This is a genomic window from Mesorhizobium sp. M0904, from assembly GCF_040319475.1.
Lineage (GTDB): Bacteria > Pseudomonadota > Alphaproteobacteria > Rhizobiales > Rhizobiaceae > Mesorhizobium.
The window spans coordinates 33,876-50,769 of sequence record NZ_JAMYOC010000004.1; the positions used below are offsets into that span (position 1 = coordinate 33,876).

Genomic DNA, 16,894 nt, shown 5'->3' on the forward strand with positions numbered 1-16,894 from the left:
GAGTCAGCCGGCCGTCTGCAGCGGGTCGCTGCCGATTTTGGACAAAAGGATGACCGCTTGGGTGCGGCTGTCGACGCCGAGCTTCTGCAGGATAGCCGAGACATGCGCTTTGATCGTCGCTTCGGAGACCCCGAGCTCATAGGCGATCTGCTTGTTGAGCAGTCCCTCAGCCAGCATGCCGAGCACGCGCGTCTGCTGTGGGGTCAGCGCCTGCAGCCGCTTGATCAGGTCGGAAATCTCGGGATCGCGCTCGACGCCCAGATCGACCCCGGCGGGTGCCGCGATATCACCTGCGAGCACCGACTGCACCGCATTGCGGATCTCCTCCATGCTGGCCGATTTGGAGATGAAGCCGGAGGCGCCGAGATCAAGCGCGCGCCGGATCGTCACCGGATCGTCATGCGCCGAGACGACCATCATTGGCACCGCCGGATGGATGCCGCGCAACGAAATCAGGCCGGAAAGACCGCTTGCCCCCGGCATCGAGAGATCGAGCAGCACCAGATCGACATCCTCATTGGCCAGGACCAGCGCCTTGGCGCTTTCGAAATCGCCGGCCTCGTGAATGGCGGCAACGTCTCCGATGCCCGCGAGTGCCTCCCTCAATGCACCGCGAAAAAGCGGATGATCGTCGGCAATGACGAATGTGTAGCCCAACGGTGATTCCCTCCCCGAATCCCGTTGGCGATTTTCCGCCTTGCAGGATCTGAACGATCATAACGCCATGCCTGCTGTTCGGCGTGGCCGGCTTGCTATTCCCGCCCCAGGTCTTGTTGCGAATTGCCTAGGTCTTTTGCGAATTGGGCTTGGCGCCGTCTTCGTCCTTGTCCATGTCCTTGACGATGTCCATAAAGCTACGCAGGAAGCGCTCCATGTAGCCCATCGTCTTGTTGAAATCCTCCTCGCTGGGCAAAGTCGATTCGAGACGTGCGGCAAGCGAATTTTCGAGCTTGGCGACGCGTTCGTCGAGCGCCTTCACCGAATTTTGCAGCCGGTCGACCTCATCCTGGAAGGCTGCACGTTCGTCGGCCGCCGTCTGGCAGACAAGCTGACCGGAGCGCTCCTCGCAGAGCGACATGGCGCCGGTTTGCGTATCCATGCGGACATAGCCATTGGCCGATTTTTCCAACCGGTAGCGATCGGCTTCCTCGGAAAAGGCCGACGCCGCTGTAAGCGAGACCAGTGCTGCGGGGATCAAAACGTGTTTCAGACGCATGTTTTCCTCCATGAGCCAGTCAGCGCAATCTATCACAGTTTGCGCCTGAAATGGGGACGAACCTGAAATGGGGAAGAACACGGGCCTGCCCTTCCCCGCGTGGTCGGTTCGGACTATAGCGCAACCATGTCCGAGATCATCTACAAGATAGTTCCCGAGGCGCTTTGGCGCGAGGCCGAAAGGGAAGGCCGCTTCACCGGCGCGCCGATCGACGTCGCCGACGGTTTCATCCATTTTTCCACCGCCGGGCAGGTTCGGGAAACGGCGGCCAAACATTTCGCCGGCCAGGGCGGGTTGCTGCTGGTCGCCGTCGACAGCGCGCACCTTGGCGATGCGCTGAAATATGAAGTCTCGCGCGGCGGCGCCTTGTTCCCGCATCTTTACGACGCGCTCAGCCTCGATGCGGTCGTTTCGGTGCAGGCATTGCCGCTCGGCGCCCACGGCCGGCATGAATTCCCGGCGCTGGAGGCCGAATGAGCGCGTTCGACCGGATCGGCCAAAAACTGCTGTTCACGCTCGATCCGGAAACCGCGCATGGGCTGTCGATTGCCGCGCTGAGATGCGGCCTGCCGGTCGCCGGGCGCCCTTTGCGAGACGACAGGTTGAAGACACGCATCTGCGGGCTCGATTTTCCGAACCCGCTCGGCATGGCCGCGGGTTACGACAAGAATGCCGAAGTGCCGGACGCGCTGCTCGGCCTCGGCTTCGGCTTCGCCGAGGTCGGCACGATCACGCCGCTGCCGCAGACGGGCAATCCGAAGCCGCGCATCTTCCGGCTGCCTTCGGACGGGGCAGTGATCAACCGGCTGGGCTTCAACAATGAAGGCCACGCCGCCGCGGAAAAGCGTCTTGCTGCCCGCAAGGGCCGCGCCGGCGTCGTCGGCGTCAACATCGGCGCCAACAAGGACAGCGCCGACCGCGTCGGCGACTATGAGCGCGGCGTGATCAGGTTTGCGCGATACGCCGGCTATCTGACGATCAACATCTCCTCGCCAAACACGCCGGGCCTGCGCAACATGCAGGCGCGCGAACAGCTTGGTGAACTCCTGTCGCGGGTCATGGCCGCGCCTGCGGCGGCACCGGCAAAGCCGCCCGTCTTTCTCAAGATCGCGCCGGACCTGGTCGAGGCCGAACTGGAGGACATCGCCGCCGAGATCACCGACAAGCAAATGGACGGCGTCATCGTCTCCAACACCACGATCGCGCGAGCCGGCCTGCGCAGCGCCGGCCTTGCCGGCGAGACTGGCGGGCTTTCGGGAAAACCCTTGTTCGAGCGCTCGACCATCGTGCTGGCAAGGATGCGAAAACTACTTGGCCCGGATCCCGCCATCATCGGCGTCGGCGGCGTCGATTCCGCCGAGACGGCGCTGGAAAAGATCCGTGCCGGCGCCGATCTCGTCCAGCTCTATACCGGCATGATCTATGCCGGGCCTGCGCTGCCGGGGCGTATTCTTTCCGGCATGGTCCGTTTCATGGACAGTCAAGGGCTGAAGTCGCTGCGCGAGCTTCGCGACAGCCGCCTCGATCACTGGGCGACGAAACCGCTTTAGCGATCAGTTAAAGGCCGTGCGCACCCGCAGCCGCAATATAGTGAGCAGGCTGAAGCCGCGTACCAGCAGGAACACGTGCAGCGCCGCCCACAGGCCGTGATTGCCGAACGCCGGCGCCAGGATCAGCAACGCGGCGCTGAAAGCCAGGAACGACACCAGCATCATGTTGCGCATGTCGCGCGACCATGTCGCGCCCATGAAAACACCGTCCATCTCGAAAGCCAGCACGCCGCTGAGTGCGGTGAATGCCGCCCATGGCAAGTAGATGTCGGCGACGGCGCGGACGTCTGTCGAGGTCGTGATCAGGGCGACCAGACCGGTGCCTTCCAGCAGGAGCACGAGCGTCGCCACGCCTGCCAGGCCGAGCCCCCAAAGCAGCGTCAGCCGCACCGCCTGGTCAAACGCCGTGGCGGCACGGGCGCCGATGGCGCGCCCGGCCAGTTGTTCGGCGGCGGTGGCGAAACCGTCGAGGAAATAGCCGGCAACCAGGAAGAGGTTCATCAGCACGGCGTTGGCGGCCAGCGTCAGCGTGCCGAATTGCGCGCCTTGGCGCGTGAACAGCGCGAAGGCGGCGAGCAGTGAGAAGGAGCGGATCATGATATCGCGATTGAGCGACATCATGCGCAGGAATGCCGGCAAATCGAGGACGCTATGGCGCGGCAGCCTGGGTGCGGCCCAGAAGCGCCGGCCGACGATGGCGAGACCAAGCAGCATGGCGACGAACTCGCCGGTGAGCGTCGCCCAGGCGACGCCGGCAACGCCCCAGCCAAGCTCCAGGGCGAGCAGGAAGCAGAGCGCGATATTGATGCCGTTCAGCACCAGCTGCAGCATCAGCCCGAGCCCGCCCTCGCCGCGCCCCAGCACATAACCAAGGATGGCGTAATTGATAAGCGAGAACGGTGCTGCGAGCATCCTGATGCGGATATAGACGTCCATCGCCGCGCCGACGCGCGGCTCGGCGCCGATGAACCATTGCCCGGCAGCCGAAACCAGGGGCGCAAGTGCGGTAAACACGACGCCGGCGACGACCGCGATCAGCACGGCGCGCCAGAACACCGCCTGCTCCTCCAGTGCATCGCCGCGCCCGAAGGCCTGGGCGACGAGGCCGGTGGTGCCGGAGCGCAGGAAGTTGAAGGTGGTGAAAACGACGTCGAAGATCAGGGCGCCGGCCGCCAGGCCGCCGAGAAGGGCGGCGTCGCCGAACTGTCCGACCACCGCCGTGTCGACAATTCCGAGCAACGGCGTCGTCAGATAGGCAAGCGTCATCGGCACGGCGATGGCGAGCACCGAACGGTTGGTGACGACGAAAGCCCTGGCTTCGGTGACGTGGGCTTCGGTGGGTAAAGCCTGCTCCAAACGCGTGTCGCTTCCTGTTGCGGCTTGATCGGCTAGCCGATGTGCCCCAGTTTGCGGACCTCGCGCAACCATCCATCCCGGCATGGTCAACCGAAACCCGCCTCTGGCGCACCGGCCGTCCCATGTCCTTGCAGATCGTTCATCATCCCGATTACGACGCCGGTTTCGCCGTCAACCACCGCTTCCCGATGAGCAAATATCCGCTGCTGATGGACGCCTTGCGGGCACGCGGCCTGGCGCGGCCCGAAGCGCTCAACATACCAGCGGTGGCGCGGCCATCATGGCTGAAGCTTGCCCACGCGGCAGACTATGTCGACCAGGTGCTTGCCTGCGACGTGCCGGTGAGGATCGAGCGCGAGATCGGCTTTCCCGTGGGACCGCGGGTTTCGCTGAGGGCGCAGCTCGCAACGGCCGGCACGGTGATGGCGGCGCGGCTGGCTTTGCTGAACGGAATCGCTTGCAACACGGCCGGCGGCAGTCATCACGCGCGGCGCGCGCAAGGCGCCGGCTTCTGCACCTTCAACGACGTGGCGGTTGCCGCGCTGGTGCTGCTCGCCGAAGGTGCCGCCCAAAACATCCTGGTCGTCGACCTCGACGTGCATCAGGGCGACGGCACGGCGGATATCCTGAACGACGAGCCGCGCGTGTTTACCTTCTCCATGCATGGCGACCGCAACTACCCCGCGCGCAAGATCGCCTCCAACCTCGACGTCGCCCTGCCCGACGGCACCGGCGATGCAGCCTATCTGGAGCGGCTGGGCGCCATCCTGCCGGAGCTGTCGGCGCGAAAGCGCTGGGATCTCGTCTTCTACAATGCCGGCGTCGATGTCCATGCCGAGGACCGGCTCGGCAGGCTGGCGCTGTCGAATGACGGGCTGCGCGCCCGCGACGATATGGTGATCCGCCATTTCCGCACGCTAGGCGTCCCGGTGTGCGGCGTTATCGGCGGCGGCTATTCGACGGATGTCGCAGCACTTGCCGCACGCCACGCCATCCTGTTCGAGGTGGCTGCGGGCTACGCGTGAAAGGCTGTTTGTTTGAGCATGATCTTTTCCGAAAGCCGGTTCCCACTTTTTGGGATCATGCTCTACTTCCTGAAATTGGCGATCCTGAGCAGGATGAAGGCCGGCACGACGATCGCGGCACCGAGCAGGATGTAGCCGAGGAAGCGGTCGATGGCGTGGAAGCCCAAATTCCACAGGTCGATGAAGAATTTGCGGATGCCGTAGAGCACGTCCATCGGCGACCAGCCGAAGGCGTTCATGACCAGGCCGACGAGGAACGACACCACAAGCAGCTTCAAGATCACCCGGAGCGGCGTATCGCCGAGAAAGCGGTTCAGTGCGGACAAGGCCTGTCTCCACAGTCGGGTGCCGCGATTCGGGCACATGCCCAGAAATACGCAGTTGACCGCCCGGCATCAAGCCGAGCCCTCAAACCGGATTGCGCATCGGCGCCGGGCCATGATATCGGAGGAACCAGCGCGGGTATGATGTAATGGTAGCTTGTCAGCTTCCCAAGCTGAACGCGCGGGTTCGATTCCCGCTACCCGCTCCAGCTTTGCCACACGGGTTGCGCCTGAGTTGGCGATGTTGAAAACTTGCGGCTTTACAGGCAGTTTTACAGCTCGGCTGGCCGTCCTTCATCTGTTTGGCCGATGTGCCAGTTCGTCGAATATCTCACATTGAGGGTCGGCGGGGCCTCGAATGACCCCAACCGGAATGTCTACCCTTGGCCCGCTGGCTTCTGCTGGCGGGCTTTTTTTGAGCATCACGCAGCAGTTGTAGCCGACTTGCATCGGCGCCGCTGCTGGTGGGCCTGTCTGGTCGTCTGGCCGGCCACGGGATGCGCCCCGCTACCCGCTCCAATCCTCAGCCCACCTCCCGCAAAATAAAATCGTGCAGCATCTTGGCCGCCGGCGACAGCGCGCGGTTCTTTACCGTGATCAGGCTGTAGGGCCTGACCTCGATGTCGAACTCGGTCTGGACGACGTCGATGGCGCCGTCGAGCCCTTCGGGGTTCTGAATGAACTTCGCGACCTGGATCGACACCGGCGCGATCGCGTCGGATTGCGCGACCATGACCAGAGTCAGTAACAGCGAGCTGGTGTTGAGGATGCGATCCGGCAGCGCGATGTTGCGGTTCAAAAAGTTGCTTTCCATGGCTTGGCGCAGCGGCGAGCCGCCCGACTGGAAAACCCAGTCATAGGCGGCGGTGTCTTCCAACCGCACTGCCTTGCCCTTGGTCAGCGGGTGGCCGCGGCGCACGATCAGGCAGGCCTTCTCGACGCCGATGACGCGGGCCTCGAACAGCCGCGGATTGAGGTCGTCGGGGATGCGGGCGATGATGAAATCGTGCCGAGAGGCGATCAGCTCGCGCGCCAGCACGTTCGAGGTCTCGACCTGCATGGTGATTTCGATGCGCGGATAGAGGCGCCGGATCTCGCGGATCGCCGGCACCGCCAGCTCGATCGCCGGTGCCGTGACCGCGCCCAGGAACACCGAGCCGCCCTTGCCCGCCTTGAGCTCGAAGATCTCGCGGTCGACCTCGCGCATCTCGAGCAGGATCGACCGCGCGCGCCGTGCCAACGCCTTGCCATAGGGCGTCAGCGTGATGCCACGCGGCAGCCTTTCGCAGAGCTTGACGTCGAGCACCGCCTCCATCTCGGCGATCATGCGCGAAGCCGCCGGCTGCGAGATGTTCATGACCTGGGCCGCGGCACTCACCCGGCCGTGCTCGTCGAGGGCTGCGATCATACGCATGTGACGCAGGCTCAAGCCGCTGCGCAGCAGGGTTCCGCCATCGCGCGGAATCTCATCGTAACCGGCTGATATTCCACCAGGATTTCGCAGCGCCGCCATGATTTTTCCCTACTCCTACGCCCGGCGCCCCAGCTGGATCCGGCAGCGTCGTCACTAGCCTAAGCCATATCAGTCGCGATATAGCAACCATCAAAGATCGCATTTGACAGTTATGGCAAAGCGACACACCCTTCGCGCGTCCTGAGACTTGACGATCGGTGACGAGAGAAAACTCGTATCGATTGAACCCAGAGTTTCGGGGCCGATTGGGAGGATACCGGAGATCGATGACGGCAGCGGCGCCTTTGGCGCTCCTGCACGATTGCGCGGCCCACGAAACCCAAGGGTACGCGTCCATCAACCAGGGAGAGTTAATGTGAAGATTATCAAGACACTGGCCGCCGTCGCGGCCCTAGGCATCGCCGCTATGACGCTGCCGGCGCAGGCGGGCGAAGGCCTGGTCGGCGTGCTGATGCCCACCAAGACCTCGCAGCGCTGGATCAACGACGGCGACGCCGTCAAGTCCCAGCTCGAGGCTTTGGGCTACACTGTCGACCTGCAATATGCGCAGGACGACATTCCGAACCAGCTCAGCCAGCTGGAAAACGAAATCACCAAGGGACCGAAGGCGCTGATCATCGCTTCGATCGACGGCACCACGATGGGCGATGCGCTGCAGAAGGCCAATGACGCCGGCGTTGTCGTCGTCGCTTACGACCGCCTGATCAAGAAGACGCCAAATGTCGATTACTACACCACCTTCGACAATTTCGGCGTCGGCGTCATCCAGGCAAAATCGCTGCTCAAGGGCCTCGGCTATCCCGAGAAGAAGGGTCCGTTCAACATCGAGCTGTTCGGCGGTTCGCCGGACGACAACAATGCGTTCTTCTTCTATAACGGCGCCATGTCGGTTCTTCAGCCGCTGATCGACGACAAGACCCTCGTCGTGAAGTCCGGCCAGATGGGCATGGACAAGGTCGGCACGCTGCGCTGGCTGGCGGCAACCGCCCAGGCCCGCATGGACAATCTGCTCTCCGCCAACTACTCGGACGGCAGCCGCGTCGATGGCGTGCTCTCGCCCTATGACGGCCTGTCGCGCGGCATCATCGCTTCGCTGCGTGCCGTAGGCTACGGCACTGCCGATCAGCCATGGCCGATCGTCACCGGACAGGACGCCGAGACCGCTTCGGTCAAGGCGATCATTGCCGGCGAACAGTATTCGACCGTGTTCAAGGACACCCGCGAACTCGCCAAGGCGACGGTCGAACTCGTCGACAAGGTGCTCTCGGGCGGCAAGCCGGAAGGCCTCGACACCACGACCTACAACAACGACGTCAAGGTCGTTCCCTCGATCCTGTTGACGCCGCATGACGTCGACAAGTCGAACTACCAGGCGCTGGTGGTCGACTCCGGCTACATCAAGGCCGAAGAACTGAAGTAATCGCGGTTACAAAGCCTGGGGTCCTGCGCAGGCAGGGCCCCTTTTCGTTGGCGAGCCAGCCCGGTATTGTTTGCGGACCTCGCAGGAGTGGTATTCTCAATGGCATCGACGATTTTGGAGATGCGCGACATCACCAAGACGTTTCCAGGCGTCAAGGCGCTGTCGAACGTCAAGCTCATGGTCGAGGAAGGCGAGATCCATGCCGTGGTCGGCGAGAACGGCGCCGGCAAGTCGACGCTGATGAAGGTGCTGTCGGGTGTGTATCCGTCCGGCACCTATGACGGCCAGATCATCTATCGCGGCGATGAGTGCCATTTTAAAGGCATCCATGACAGCGAGCGCAAGGGCATCGTCATCATCCACCAGGAGCTTGCGCTGGTGCCGATGCTGTCTATCGCCGAAAACATATTTCTCGGCAACGAGCAGGCCAAATACGGCGTCATCGACTGGAATGCCAACGAGACGCGCACCAGCGCCCTGCTCAAGAAGGTCGGCCTCAAGGAAGACCCCAACACGCTGATCACCAATATCGGCGTCGGCAAGCAGCAGCTGGTCGAGATCGCCAAGGCGCTCAGCAAGGAAGTGAAGCTGCTCATTCTGGACGAGCCGACGGCGAGCCTGTCCGAAAAGGACAGCCAGGCGCTGCTCGATCTGCTGCTCGAATTCAAGCGGCAGGGCATCACTTCGATCCTGATCTCCCACAAGCTCAACGAGGTGAACCGGGTCGCCGACAAGGTCACGATCATCCGTGACGGCCGGACCATCGAGACGTTGGCCAAGAAGGACATCTCGGAGGACCGCATCATCACGTCGATGGTCGGCCGTTCGCTCGACGACCGCTACCCGCCGCGAGAGCCGAAGATCGGTGAGACCGTTCTCGAAGTGAAAAACTGGTCGGTCTACCATCCCATCCATGCCGAGCGGCAGGTCATCAAGGGCATCAACCTCAACGCCCGCAAGGGCGAAGTGGTCGGCATTGCCGGGCTCATGGGCGCCGGCCGGACCGAGTTTGCCATGAGCCTGTTCGGCCGGTCCTACGGCCGCCGCATAACCGGCGAGGTGTTCCTAAACGGCAAGCCGATCGACGTCTCTTCGGTGAGCAAGGCGGTGGAACACGGCATCGCCTACGTTACCGAGGACCGCAAGACCTACGGTCTCAACCTGATCGACCACATCAAGCACAACATCACGCTGGCCAACCTGCCCGGCGTGTCGCGCCACGGCGTGATCGACGATTTGCGCGAGCTTTCGGTCGCCAACGATTATCGCGGCAGGACCAACATCCGCGCCTCGAGCGTCTACCAGATGACCGGCAACCTTTCTGGCGGCAATCAGCAGAAGGTGGTGCTGTCGAAATGGCTGTTCGCCAATCCGGAAGTGCTGATCCTCGACGAGCCGACACGTGGTATCGACGTCGGCGCCAAATATGAAATCTATACGATCATCGCGCGTCTCGCCTCCGAGGGTAAGGCAATCATCGTCATCTCGTCGGAAATGCCCGAACTGCTCGGCATCACCGACCGCATCTACGTCATGAACGAAGGACGCATCGTCGGCGAAATGGCGGCAAGCGACGCCAGCCAGGAAAAGATAATGCGCGCCATCGTCCGCGGAGAAGGAAAAGCATCATGAGCACCGAAAGCGCTCCCGGGCCGCAGACCGGCGTTGCCCAGGATCTACAACAGGGACCTCGCATTGCCGTCTCGGCGCTGGTCACCAATCTGCGCGAATACGGGTTGGTGCTGGCGTTGATCGCAATCATGGTGTTCTTCCAGTTCACCACGTCCGGAACGCTGTTCAAGCCGGTGAACCTCAGCAATCTCGTGCAGCAGAACAGCTTCATCATCGTGATGGCGCTGGGCATGCTTCTGGTGATCGTTTCGGGTCACATCGATCTCAGCGTCGGCTCCGTCGCCGGCTTCATCGGCGCATTGGCGGCGATGATGATGGTCATCTGGCCGCTTGGCCCATTGAGCAATCCGCTGGTGGTGTCGATCATCTGCCTGATCGTCGGTGGTGCGATCGGCGCGGCACAAGGCTACTGGATTGCCTATCACCGAATACCGAGCTTTATCGTCACGCTGGCGGGCATGCTGATCTTCCGCGGCATCTGCCAGGCGCTGCTTGGTGGCGGGTCTTCCGTGGGGCCGCTTCCAGTCGGCTTCAAGGCGCTCAGTTCCGGCTTCATTCCGGACCTGATCGGCCCATTGACGCTGATACCGCCAACCGTGAACGCCGCCGGCAAAACCATTGTCGGCAGCGGCCTCACGCTGCACCTGACGACGATCGTGATCGGCCTCGTCGCCGTGCTCGCCTATGCCTATTTCGGGCTCAGGGCACGGCGCACCCGCGAGAAGCATGGCTACGAAGCCGAGCCCTTCTCGCTGTTCGTCGTCAAGACCCTGGTGATCAGCGCGCTGGCGCTGTTTCTCGTTTACCAATTCGCCACCTATAGGGGCCTCCCCATCGTTCTCATGGTGATGGGCGTGCTGATCGCGTTGTTCGTCTTCGTTACCAAACGCATGACGATCGGCCGCCGCATCTATGCGATGGGCGGCAATGCCAAGGCAGCCCAGCTATCGGGCATCAAGACCGAACGGCTGACGTTGATGGTGTTCATCAATATGGGCGTGCTGTCGGCACTCGGCGGCCTGATTATCGCAGCGCGCTTGGGGCAAGCTGTGCCGGCGGCCGGCCTCGGCAGCGAGCTCGACGTCATCGCTGCAGTGTTCATCGGTGGCGCTTCGGCGATGGGCGGCGTCGGCCAGGTCATCGGCGCGGTGGTCGGCGGTTTCATTATGGGCGTCATGAACAACGGCATGTCGATCATGGGCGTCAATGTCGACTGGCAGCAGGTGGTCAAAGGCCTGGTGCTGCTCGGCGCCGTCGTCTTCGACGTCTACAACAAGAACAAGGCTTGAGAGGCAACCAGGAGGCATACGGGTCACATCGCGGCGCTGCCGGGCGGCGCGAAGAAGTCCCCCGAGGGACCTGACCCGCGAGCGCAATCCGGACGAAGAATTTCAACCGCGGCGTGGACAGGGTCTGAGCCGCGCCGGGCAGGGTTTGCCAAGAAGGCAGGCCGCAATTCAGAGAGGGTTACCATGCTGATCTCCCAGATCCTCGACGACGCCGAGACGATCCGCGTCGTTGCCCGCAACGGCGGCAAGACCCGCGTCATCAACGGGGCCCGCAGCGTCTATTCGCTGGCGATGGAAGCCGCGCGCACCGGCACCGGGCTTGTCGCCCTGATCGAGCGCAAGGGCTTCGGCGAAACCGTCGATCTCGATGCAGCCTACAAGAAGGGACGGCTGCTGTCGCCGATCAACCATCCCGATCCGGCGCATCTCCATCTCACCGGCACCGGGCTGACGCATCTCGGCTCCGCCGCGACCCGCGATTCCATGCACAAGAAGCTCAGCGATGGCGGCGAGGAACAGCTGACCGATTCCATGAAGATGTTCCGCATGGGGCTGGAGGGCGGCAAGCCGGCGAAGGGCCAGATCGGCGTGCAGCCCGAATGGTTCTACAAGGGCAACGGTACCATGGCAGTGGCGCCCGGCGCGGCGCTCATGTCGCCCGCCTTCGCCCAGGATGCCGGCGAGGAGCCGGAAATCGCCGGAATCTATGTGATCGGCGACGACGGCGCCCCGTTCCGCGTCGGCTTCACGCTGTCGAACGAGTTTTCCGACCACGTCACCGAGCGCGTGAATTATCTCTTCCTCGCCCATTCGAAACTGCGCAACGCCTCGTTCGGGCCGGAGATCCTGATCGGCGACCTGCCGTCCGACATTCGCGGCGCTTCACGCATCCTGCGCCACGGCAAGCTGCTTTGGGAAAAGCCGTTCCTGTCGGGCGAGGCGAACATGTCGCACACCATTGGCAATCTCGAGCATCACCACTTCAAATACTCGGCCTTCCGCCAGCCGGGCGACGTGCATGTGCACATGTTCGGCACGGCGACGCTGTCCTTCGCCGACGGCATCAGGACCGAGGCCGGTGACGTATTCGAAATCGAGGCGCAGGATTTCGGCCTGCCGCTGCGCAACCCGCTTGAAATCGAGCAGCCGGTGAAGGTGGCGGTGAAGGCGCTTTGAGGCGTCGATGACAGCGTGATCTCCCCCCTCGTGGGGGAGATTGGCAGTTCCAAACTCATCGCGCGGCGCGGAAATGCTTGGACAGTTTCAGGCCCTGCGCCTGATAGTTCGAGCCGAGATCTGTGCCGTAGAGTGCCTGCGGCCGTTTCAGCATATGCTCGTAGACCAACCGTCCGACGATCTGGCCGTGGTCGAGGATGAACGGCACTTCGTGGCTACGCACCTCGAGCACCGCCCGGCTGCCGGTGCCGCCCGACGCCGAATGGCCGAAACCCGGGTCGAAGAAACCGGCATAATGGACGCGGAACTCGCCGACCAGCGGGTCGAAAGGCGTCATTTCGGCGGCGTAGAGTGGCGGCACATGCACCGCCTCGCGCGACACCAGAATATAGAATTCGTCCGGATCGAGCACCAGCTCGCCGGCACCGCTCTTGTAGAGCGGCTCCCAGAAATCGACGACATCCTGCGCGGCGCGCTTGTCGACGTCGACCAGGCCGGTGTGGTGCTTGCCGCGATAGCCGACCAGCCCGTCCTTGTCGCCGTCGAGATCGATCGACAGCGCGATTCCCCCGCCTGAGATGTTGGGTGGTTCGGTGGCGACCAACATTTCGGCGCGGTGCAACTCGTGCAGCTCGCTTTCCGACAAGAGCGCATTGCCGGTGCGGAACCTGATCTGCGACAGCCGCGAGCCGGTCCGCACGATGATCGGGAAAGTGCGCGGGCTGACCTCCAGATAGAGCGGGCCTTCATAGCCGGCGGCGATCTTGTCGAACTCGTGGCCACGGTCGGTCATTACCCGGGTGAAGATATCGAGCCGTCCAGTCGAGCTTTTCGGGTTGGCGGAGGCGGAAATATGGGCGGGCAGCGCCAGGCTTTCGAGCAGCGGCACGATGTAGACGCAGCCGGTTTCCAGCACGGCACCTCCGGCGAGGTTGATCTCGTGCAGCTTCAGCCGGTCGAGCTTGTCGACAACGCTGTGGTCCGGGCCGGGCAAGAAGGAAGCACGCACTCGCCAGGCCTTGTCGCCGAGCCTGAGGTCAAGGCTGGCCGGCTGGATCTGATCGGCATCGAGCATGCGCGGCGATTTCAGCGCGCCCGTCTGGAACAGCGCGGAAATATGCTGATCGGGAAGAATGCCTGTCTGCCGCAAGGGTCTGGCTCCGTTCGAAGGCCGGGCGAGGTCTTGTTCTGTCGCAGGTCCGACCGTGGACGCCTTTGGCACCTGCTTGGTACAACCCTCTTAATCATGCCGGCAATTGACGCAAGCGTGGCGCGGGTCTAAAGCTCGTTATCCCGTGGTGATTTGGCCGGTCGGCTTGCAGCCACGTTAAACAAGTCGCTAAAGGACCGTCGGGCCGCAAGGCCATATGGACCGGTTGCGACTTTCGCGGCCGGTTTTTTGTTGTTTGGACCAATTTTGGTGTTTGGATGGAATGATGACCAAGAAGCGCGATTGGAAGCCTCAGACCGCACTCGTGCATGCCGGGACGCTGCGTTCCGGCTTCGGCGAGACCTCCGAGGCGATGTATCTCACCCAAGGCTATGTCTACGAGACGGCGCAAGCGGCGGAGGCCCGCTTCAAGGGCGAGGAGCCGGGCTTCATCTATTCGCGCTATGCCAATCCGACGGTCGACATGTTTGAGAAACGCATGTGCGCGCTGGAAGGAGCCGAGGACGCGCGCGCCACGGCATCCGGCATGGCGGCGGTGACGGCAGCACTGCTGTGTAGCGCCAAGGCGGGCGACCATATCGTGGCGGCGCGCGCGCTGTTCGGCTCCTGCCGCTGGGTGATCGAGACGCTGGCGCCGAAATACGGCATTGAGGCAACGCTGGTCGACGGCACCGACATCGCCAATTGGGAAAAGGCGGTCAAGCCAAACACCAAACTGTTTTTCCTGGAAAGCCCTACCAATCCAACGCTGGAGGTAGTCGACATTGCCGCCGTGGCGGCACTTGCCAATTCGATCGGCGCCAGGCTGATCGTCGATAATGTCTTCGCTACGCCCTTGCAGCAGAAACCCCTGCAGCTCGGCGCCCACATCGTCGTCTATTCGGCCACGAAGCATATTGACGGCCAGGGGCGTTGTCTTGGCGGCATCGTTCTGTCGGACAAGAAATGGATCGACGAGAACCTGCATGACTATTTCCGCCACACCGGCCCCAGCCTCTCGCCCTTCAATGCCTGGACGCTGCTGAAAGGCCTGGAGACGCTGCCGCTACGCGTACGCCAGCAGACGGAAAGTGCCGGCCGCATCGCGGATTTCCTGGCCGAGCGCCCGCAAATCGCCCGCGTCATCTATCCCGGCCGCGCCGACCACCCGCAAGCGGCCGTGGTCAAGAAGCAGATGTCGGGCGGCTCGACGCTGATTTGCTTCGATGTGAAGGGCGGCAAGCAGGCGGCCTTTGCCTTCCAGAACACACTCGACGTCGTGCTGATTTCCAACAATCTCGGCGACGCCAAGAGCCTGATCACCCATCCGGCGACGACCACACACAAGAACTTGACTGATGAAGCCCGCGCCGAGCTCGGCATCGGACCGGGAACGCTCAGGCTGTCAGTCGGCCTTGAGGACGCCGACGACCTGCTCGAAGACATCGAGCAGGCACTGAGAGTTGCCGGATAAGGGCTGGCCGAACAGAGGCAGCGGGGACGTGCCGATCAGGCGCCGGACGGGGTCTCTTCCAGCTCCGCGACAGTCTTCGTCTGGATAGTCATCACGTTGCCGCGCCAGTCGATGGCGCCGCTCAGCCATCCGCGCGCCCAAACGACGGGAAGCATCAGGTCTCGTGCCATCATCGCCGGGATCGTGCGCGGCGACAGGTGCCATCCCTTGGTCGAGGCCAAGGCGCATTCCGGCAGGTAGGCCGCGACCAGCACGGCGATGGCGGTTGCCGGCAGGCTGACGCCGGCGTCAGCCGCGGCGATCAGTGCAAGCACTAGCGGCGGTGCCGCGCCGATCAGGATTTCGGGGGCAAAGAACAGTGCAAAGGTGACGCGGCGCAGCCGCGCCCAGCGCGCCTGCCGCGACCAGATCTCGCCAAGCGTGCGCCGGCCGAGCGGCTGTTCGAAGGGAGAGGCGACAAGATTGACTCGCAGTCCGAGCCCGTTGACCAGCTTGGTCGCGGCGGCGTCCTCGGCGATCTCGGCGGCAAGCGCGCGGATGCCGCCATTGGCATCGAGCATCGGCTTGTTCCACAACATGCTCTTGCCCTGGGCGAAGCCGAGGCCGAGCGCCTCTCCAGCGTACTGCCAGCGTGCCTGCAGCGTGTTGAGAAAGGCGCATTCGACCTCCCCCCAGAACCCGTCCGGCCGCGAGCCGATTGGCGTCGAGCAGACGAGGCCGGTGTCATGCCGCCACGCCGCCATCAGGTGCTGGACGTAGTCGCTCGACATAAGCACATTGGAATCGGCAAGGATGACCCAGCGATAACGCGCCGCCTCCCAACCCTTCACGCAATTGTTGAGTTTTGGATTGCCGCTGATGCGGTCGTCACCGACCAGAAGGCGGGCGCGAATAGCTGGAAAGCGCGCCATTGCGGCAGTGATCGGCTTGACCACCGGGTCGTCGGCATGGGCGACACAGAAGATGAGTTCGTAGCGCGGCCAGTCGAGTGAGAAGGCGCGCTCCAGCGTCTCTTCGGCAAACGGCTCGACGCCGCGCGCCGGGATGACGATCGATACCGGCGGCGCGTTGGGCGGCGCAATACTGGCTGGTCGCTTCAGCTTCTGCGAAGCTAACAGGATGCTGGCGAGATTTGAAAGAAGGAGGGCTATGGAAAGGAGGGCGGCTGCGAATGTCGGTTCCATCGAGATCTGGTCACTCCAGAAATGCCGGCCGCATGACAGCCGTTTTCAACAATTCGACAGAACGCTGAGTCGTCCGGCACAAGCCTGCACACCATCATTGTCATGTGTCACTCAAATGACATTGTTTTTCGGCACCTGCGCTTGAGATCGGGCAAGAAGATGCTGCGCATCGTTGACCAAACTGCGCTGAGCATCGAAAGTTCCATCTACATTGCTTTGGAGCAGTTTATGTACAGCGCCGTCACCCGCAACATCGAAGTGCAGGTCAGGCCGTTCTATCTGGAGGATCACTCCGATCCGCCGCAAAACCGCTATGTCTGGGGCTACCAGGTGACCATCGACAATCAGTCGGATGAGTTCGTGCAGCTTCTGTCACGCTACTGGCACATTACCGACGGTACCGGCAAAGTCGAGGAAGTGCGCGGCCCCGGGGTCGTCGGCGAGCAACCCGGACTCAACCCCGGCGACAGCTATCAGTATACGTCTGGATGCCCGCTCTCGACCCCGTCCGGCATCATGGTCGGGCACTACACAATGCGCAACAAGCGGGGCGAGACGTTCGACGTCGCCATCCCCGCCTTCTCGCTCGATTTGCCGGGCACGCGGCGCACCGTCAATTGACCGC

At 62.9% G+C, this 16,894-nt stretch carries 16 protein-coding genes, 1 tRNA gene and 1 riboswitch; of the genes, 10 read left to right on the forward strand and 7 right to left on the reverse strand.

Going from position 1 to position 16,894, the window contains the following annotated elements; genetic code table 11:
* Positions 1-3: 3 nt before the first annotated feature.
* Together NKH80_RS05815 and NKH80_RS05820 are read right to left on the reverse strand one after the other, a co-directional pair.
* On the reverse strand, positions 4-657 hold the full coding sequence (locus NKH80_RS05815) for a response regulator (protein WP_254816346.1): 654 nt from the start codon (positions 655-657) through the stop codon (positions 4-6).
* A 127-nt stretch (positions 658-784) separates the two neighbouring features.
* Positions 785-1,216: a hypothetical protein gene (locus tag NKH80_RS05820; RefSeq protein WP_352702264.1), complete on the reverse strand. Its 432-nt coding sequence runs from the start codon at positions 1,214-1,216 to the stop codon at positions 785-787.
* A gap of 126 nt (positions 1,217-1,342) precedes the next feature.
* On the opposite strand from NKH80_RS05820, the gene NKH80_RS05825 reads away from it, so the two are divergent.
* Positions 1,343-1,693, forward strand: a complete 351-nt coding sequence (locus NKH80_RS05825) for a DUF952 domain-containing protein (RefSeq protein WP_352702267.1) — start codon at positions 1,343-1,345, stop codon at positions 1,691-1,693.
* Positions 1,690-2,766 carry a quinone-dependent dihydroorotate dehydrogenase gene (locus NKH80_RS05830; protein ID WP_352702269.1) on the forward strand — a complete coding sequence of 359 codons (1,077 nt, stop codon included), beginning with the start codon at positions 1,690-1,692 and terminating at the stop codon, positions 2,764-2,766. The genes NKH80_RS05825 and NKH80_RS05830 overlap by 4 nt, the downstream gene beginning before the upstream one ends.
* A 3-nt stretch (positions 2,767-2,769) precedes the next feature.
* On the opposite strand, the gene NKH80_RS05835 is transcribed toward NKH80_RS05830, so the two are convergent.
* Positions 2,770-4,194: an MATE family efflux transporter gene (locus tag NKH80_RS05835; RefSeq protein ID WP_352990433.1), complete on the reverse strand. Its 1,425-nt coding sequence runs from the start codon at positions 4,192-4,194 to the stop codon at positions 2,770-2,772.
* Positions 4,195-4,244: 50 nt separating this feature from the next.
* Between NKH80_RS05835 and NKH80_RS05840 the strand changes: the two genes are divergently transcribed.
* Positions 4,245-5,147 (forward strand): histone deacetylase family protein, encoded by a 903-nt coding sequence (locus NKH80_RS05840; protein WP_352738441.1) that lies wholly within the window; start codon positions 4,245-4,247, stop codon positions 5,145-5,147.
* A 62-nt stretch (positions 5,148-5,209) separates the two neighbouring features.
* Here NKH80_RS05840 and NKH80_RS05845 read toward each other — a convergent pair whose 3' ends face one another.
* The gene (locus NKH80_RS05845) at positions 5,210-5,473 is read right to left on the reverse strand and encodes a DUF6460 domain-containing protein (protein WP_352475918.1); all 264 of its coding nucleotides are present in this window, start codon (positions 5,471-5,473) and stop codon (positions 5,210-5,212) included.
* Between the two features lie 132 nt (positions 5,474-5,605).
* Between NKH80_RS05845 and NKH80_RS05850 the strand changes: the two genes are divergently transcribed.
* Positions 5,606-5,679, forward strand: a tRNA-Gly gene (locus NKH80_RS05850).
* A gap of 314 nt (positions 5,680-5,993) precedes the next feature.
* On the opposite strand, the gene NKH80_RS05855 is transcribed toward NKH80_RS05850, so the two are convergent.
* Positions 5,994-6,983 carry a LysR family transcriptional regulator gene (locus NKH80_RS05855; RefSeq protein ID WP_352482475.1) on the reverse strand — a complete coding sequence of 330 codons (990 nt, stop codon included), beginning with the start codon at positions 6,981-6,983 and terminating at the stop codon, positions 5,994-5,996.
* A 316-nt stretch (positions 6,984-7,299) separates the two neighbouring features.
* On the opposite strand from NKH80_RS05855, the gene chvE reads away from it, so the two are divergent.
* From chvE to araD1, 4 genes are all read left to right on the forward strand, one after another.
* Complete coding sequence (chvE, locus tag NKH80_RS05860; protein ID WP_023719486.1) at positions 7,300-8,364, forward strand: multiple monosaccharide ABC transporter substrate-binding protein; 1,065 nt, start codon at positions 7,300-7,302, stop codon at positions 8,362-8,364.
* A gap of 99 nt (positions 8,365-8,463) precedes the next feature.
* Positions 8,464-9,996, forward strand: coding sequence for a multiple monosaccharide ABC transporter ATP-binding protein (mmsA, locus tag NKH80_RS05865; protein WP_023719487.1), 1,533 nt, complete (start codon positions 8,464-8,466; stop codon positions 9,994-9,996).
* On the forward strand, positions 9,993-11,285 hold the full coding sequence (gene mmsB, locus NKH80_RS05870) for a multiple monosaccharide ABC transporter permease (RefSeq protein WP_292659525.1): 1,293 nt from the start codon (positions 9,993-9,995) through the stop codon (positions 11,283-11,285). Before mmsA ends, mmsB begins: the two co-directional genes overlap by 4 nt.
* A gap of 183 nt (positions 11,286-11,468) precedes the next feature.
* Positions 11,469-12,461, forward strand: coding sequence for an AraD1 family protein (gene araD1 / locus NKH80_RS05875; protein ID WP_023719489.1), 993 nt, complete (start codon positions 11,469-11,471; stop codon positions 12,459-12,461).
* A 55-nt stretch (positions 12,462-12,516) separates the two neighbouring features.
* On the opposite strand, the gene NKH80_RS05880 is transcribed toward araD1, so the two are convergent.
* Positions 12,517-13,611, reverse strand: a complete 1,095-nt coding sequence (locus NKH80_RS05880) for a 2'-deoxycytidine 5'-triphosphate deaminase (protein ID WP_352990202.1) — start codon at positions 13,609-13,611, stop codon at positions 12,517-12,519.
* A 135-nt stretch (positions 13,612-13,746) separates the two neighbouring features.
* Positions 13,747-13,824, forward strand: a riboswitch (SAM riboswitch).
* Positions 13,825-13,894: 70 nt separating this feature from the next.
* Between NKH80_RS05880 and NKH80_RS05885 the strand changes: the two genes are divergently transcribed.
* Positions 13,895-15,085: an O-succinylhomoserine sulfhydrylase gene (locus NKH80_RS05885; protein WP_254816333.1), complete on the forward strand. Its 1,191-nt coding sequence runs from the start codon at positions 13,895-13,897 to the stop codon at positions 15,083-15,085.
* A gap of 35 nt (positions 15,086-15,120) precedes the next feature.
* Here NKH80_RS05885 and NKH80_RS05890 read toward each other — a convergent pair whose 3' ends face one another.
* Positions 15,121-16,269: a ceramide glucosyltransferase gene (locus tag NKH80_RS05890; RefSeq protein WP_352990205.1), complete on the reverse strand. Its 1,149-nt coding sequence runs from the start codon at positions 16,267-16,269 to the stop codon at positions 15,121-15,123.
* 228 nt (positions 16,270-16,497) lie between these two features.
* Between NKH80_RS05890 and apaG the strand changes: the two genes are divergently transcribed.
* The gene (apaG, locus tag NKH80_RS05895) at positions 16,498-16,890 is read left to right on the forward strand and encodes a Co2+/Mg2+ efflux facilitator ApaG/CorD (protein WP_254816331.1); all 393 of its coding nucleotides are present in this window, start codon (positions 16,498-16,500) and stop codon (positions 16,888-16,890) included.
* Positions 16,891-16,894: the final 4 nt, after the last annotated feature.

Excerpts from the sequence above, each read along its gene's own strand:
- NKH80_RS05820 (WP_352702264.1), bottom strand. The coding sequence starts at position 1,216 with ATGCGTCTGAAACACGTTTTGATCCCCGCAGCACTGGTCTCGCTTACA.
- NKH80_RS05825 (WP_352702267.1), top strand. The coding sequence starts at position 1,343 with ATGTCCGAGATCATCTACAAGATAGTTCCCGAGGCGCTTTGGCGCGAG.
- NKH80_RS05830 (WP_352702269.1), top strand. The coding sequence starts at position 1,690 with ATGAGCGCGTTCGACCGGATCGGCCAAAAACTGCTGTTCACGCTCGAT.
- NKH80_RS05835 (WP_352990433.1), bottom strand. The coding sequence starts at position 4,194 with ATGGTTGCGCGAGGTCCGCAAACTGGGGCACATCGGCTAGCCGATCAA.
- NKH80_RS05840 (WP_352738441.1), top strand. The coding sequence starts at position 4,245 with ATGTCCTTGCAGATCGTTCATCATCCCGATTACGACGCCGGTTTCGCC.
- NKH80_RS05855 (WP_352482475.1), bottom strand. The coding sequence starts at position 6,983 with ATGGCGGCGCTGCGAAATCCTGGTGGAATATCAGCCGGTTACGATGAG.
- mmsA (WP_023719487.1), top strand. The coding sequence starts at position 8,464 with ATGGCATCGACGATTTTGGAGATGCGCGACATCACCAAGACGTTTCCA.
- mmsB (WP_292659525.1), top strand. The coding sequence starts at position 9,993 with ATGAGCACCGAAAGCGCTCCCGGGCCGCAGACCGGCGTTGCCCAGGAT.
- araD1 (WP_023719489.1), top strand. The coding sequence starts at position 11,469 with ATGCTGATCTCCCAGATCCTCGACGACGCCGAGACGATCCGCGTCGTT.
- NKH80_RS05885 (WP_254816333.1), top strand. The coding sequence starts at position 13,895 with ATGATGACCAAGAAGCGCGATTGGAAGCCTCAGACCGCACTCGTGCAT.
- NKH80_RS05890 (WP_352990205.1), bottom strand. The coding sequence starts at position 16,269 with ATGGAACCGACATTCGCAGCCGCCCTCCTTTCCATAGCCCTCCTTCTT.
- apaG (WP_254816331.1), top strand. The coding sequence starts at position 16,498 with ATGTACAGCGCCGTCACCCGCAACATCGAAGTGCAGGTCAGGCCGTTC.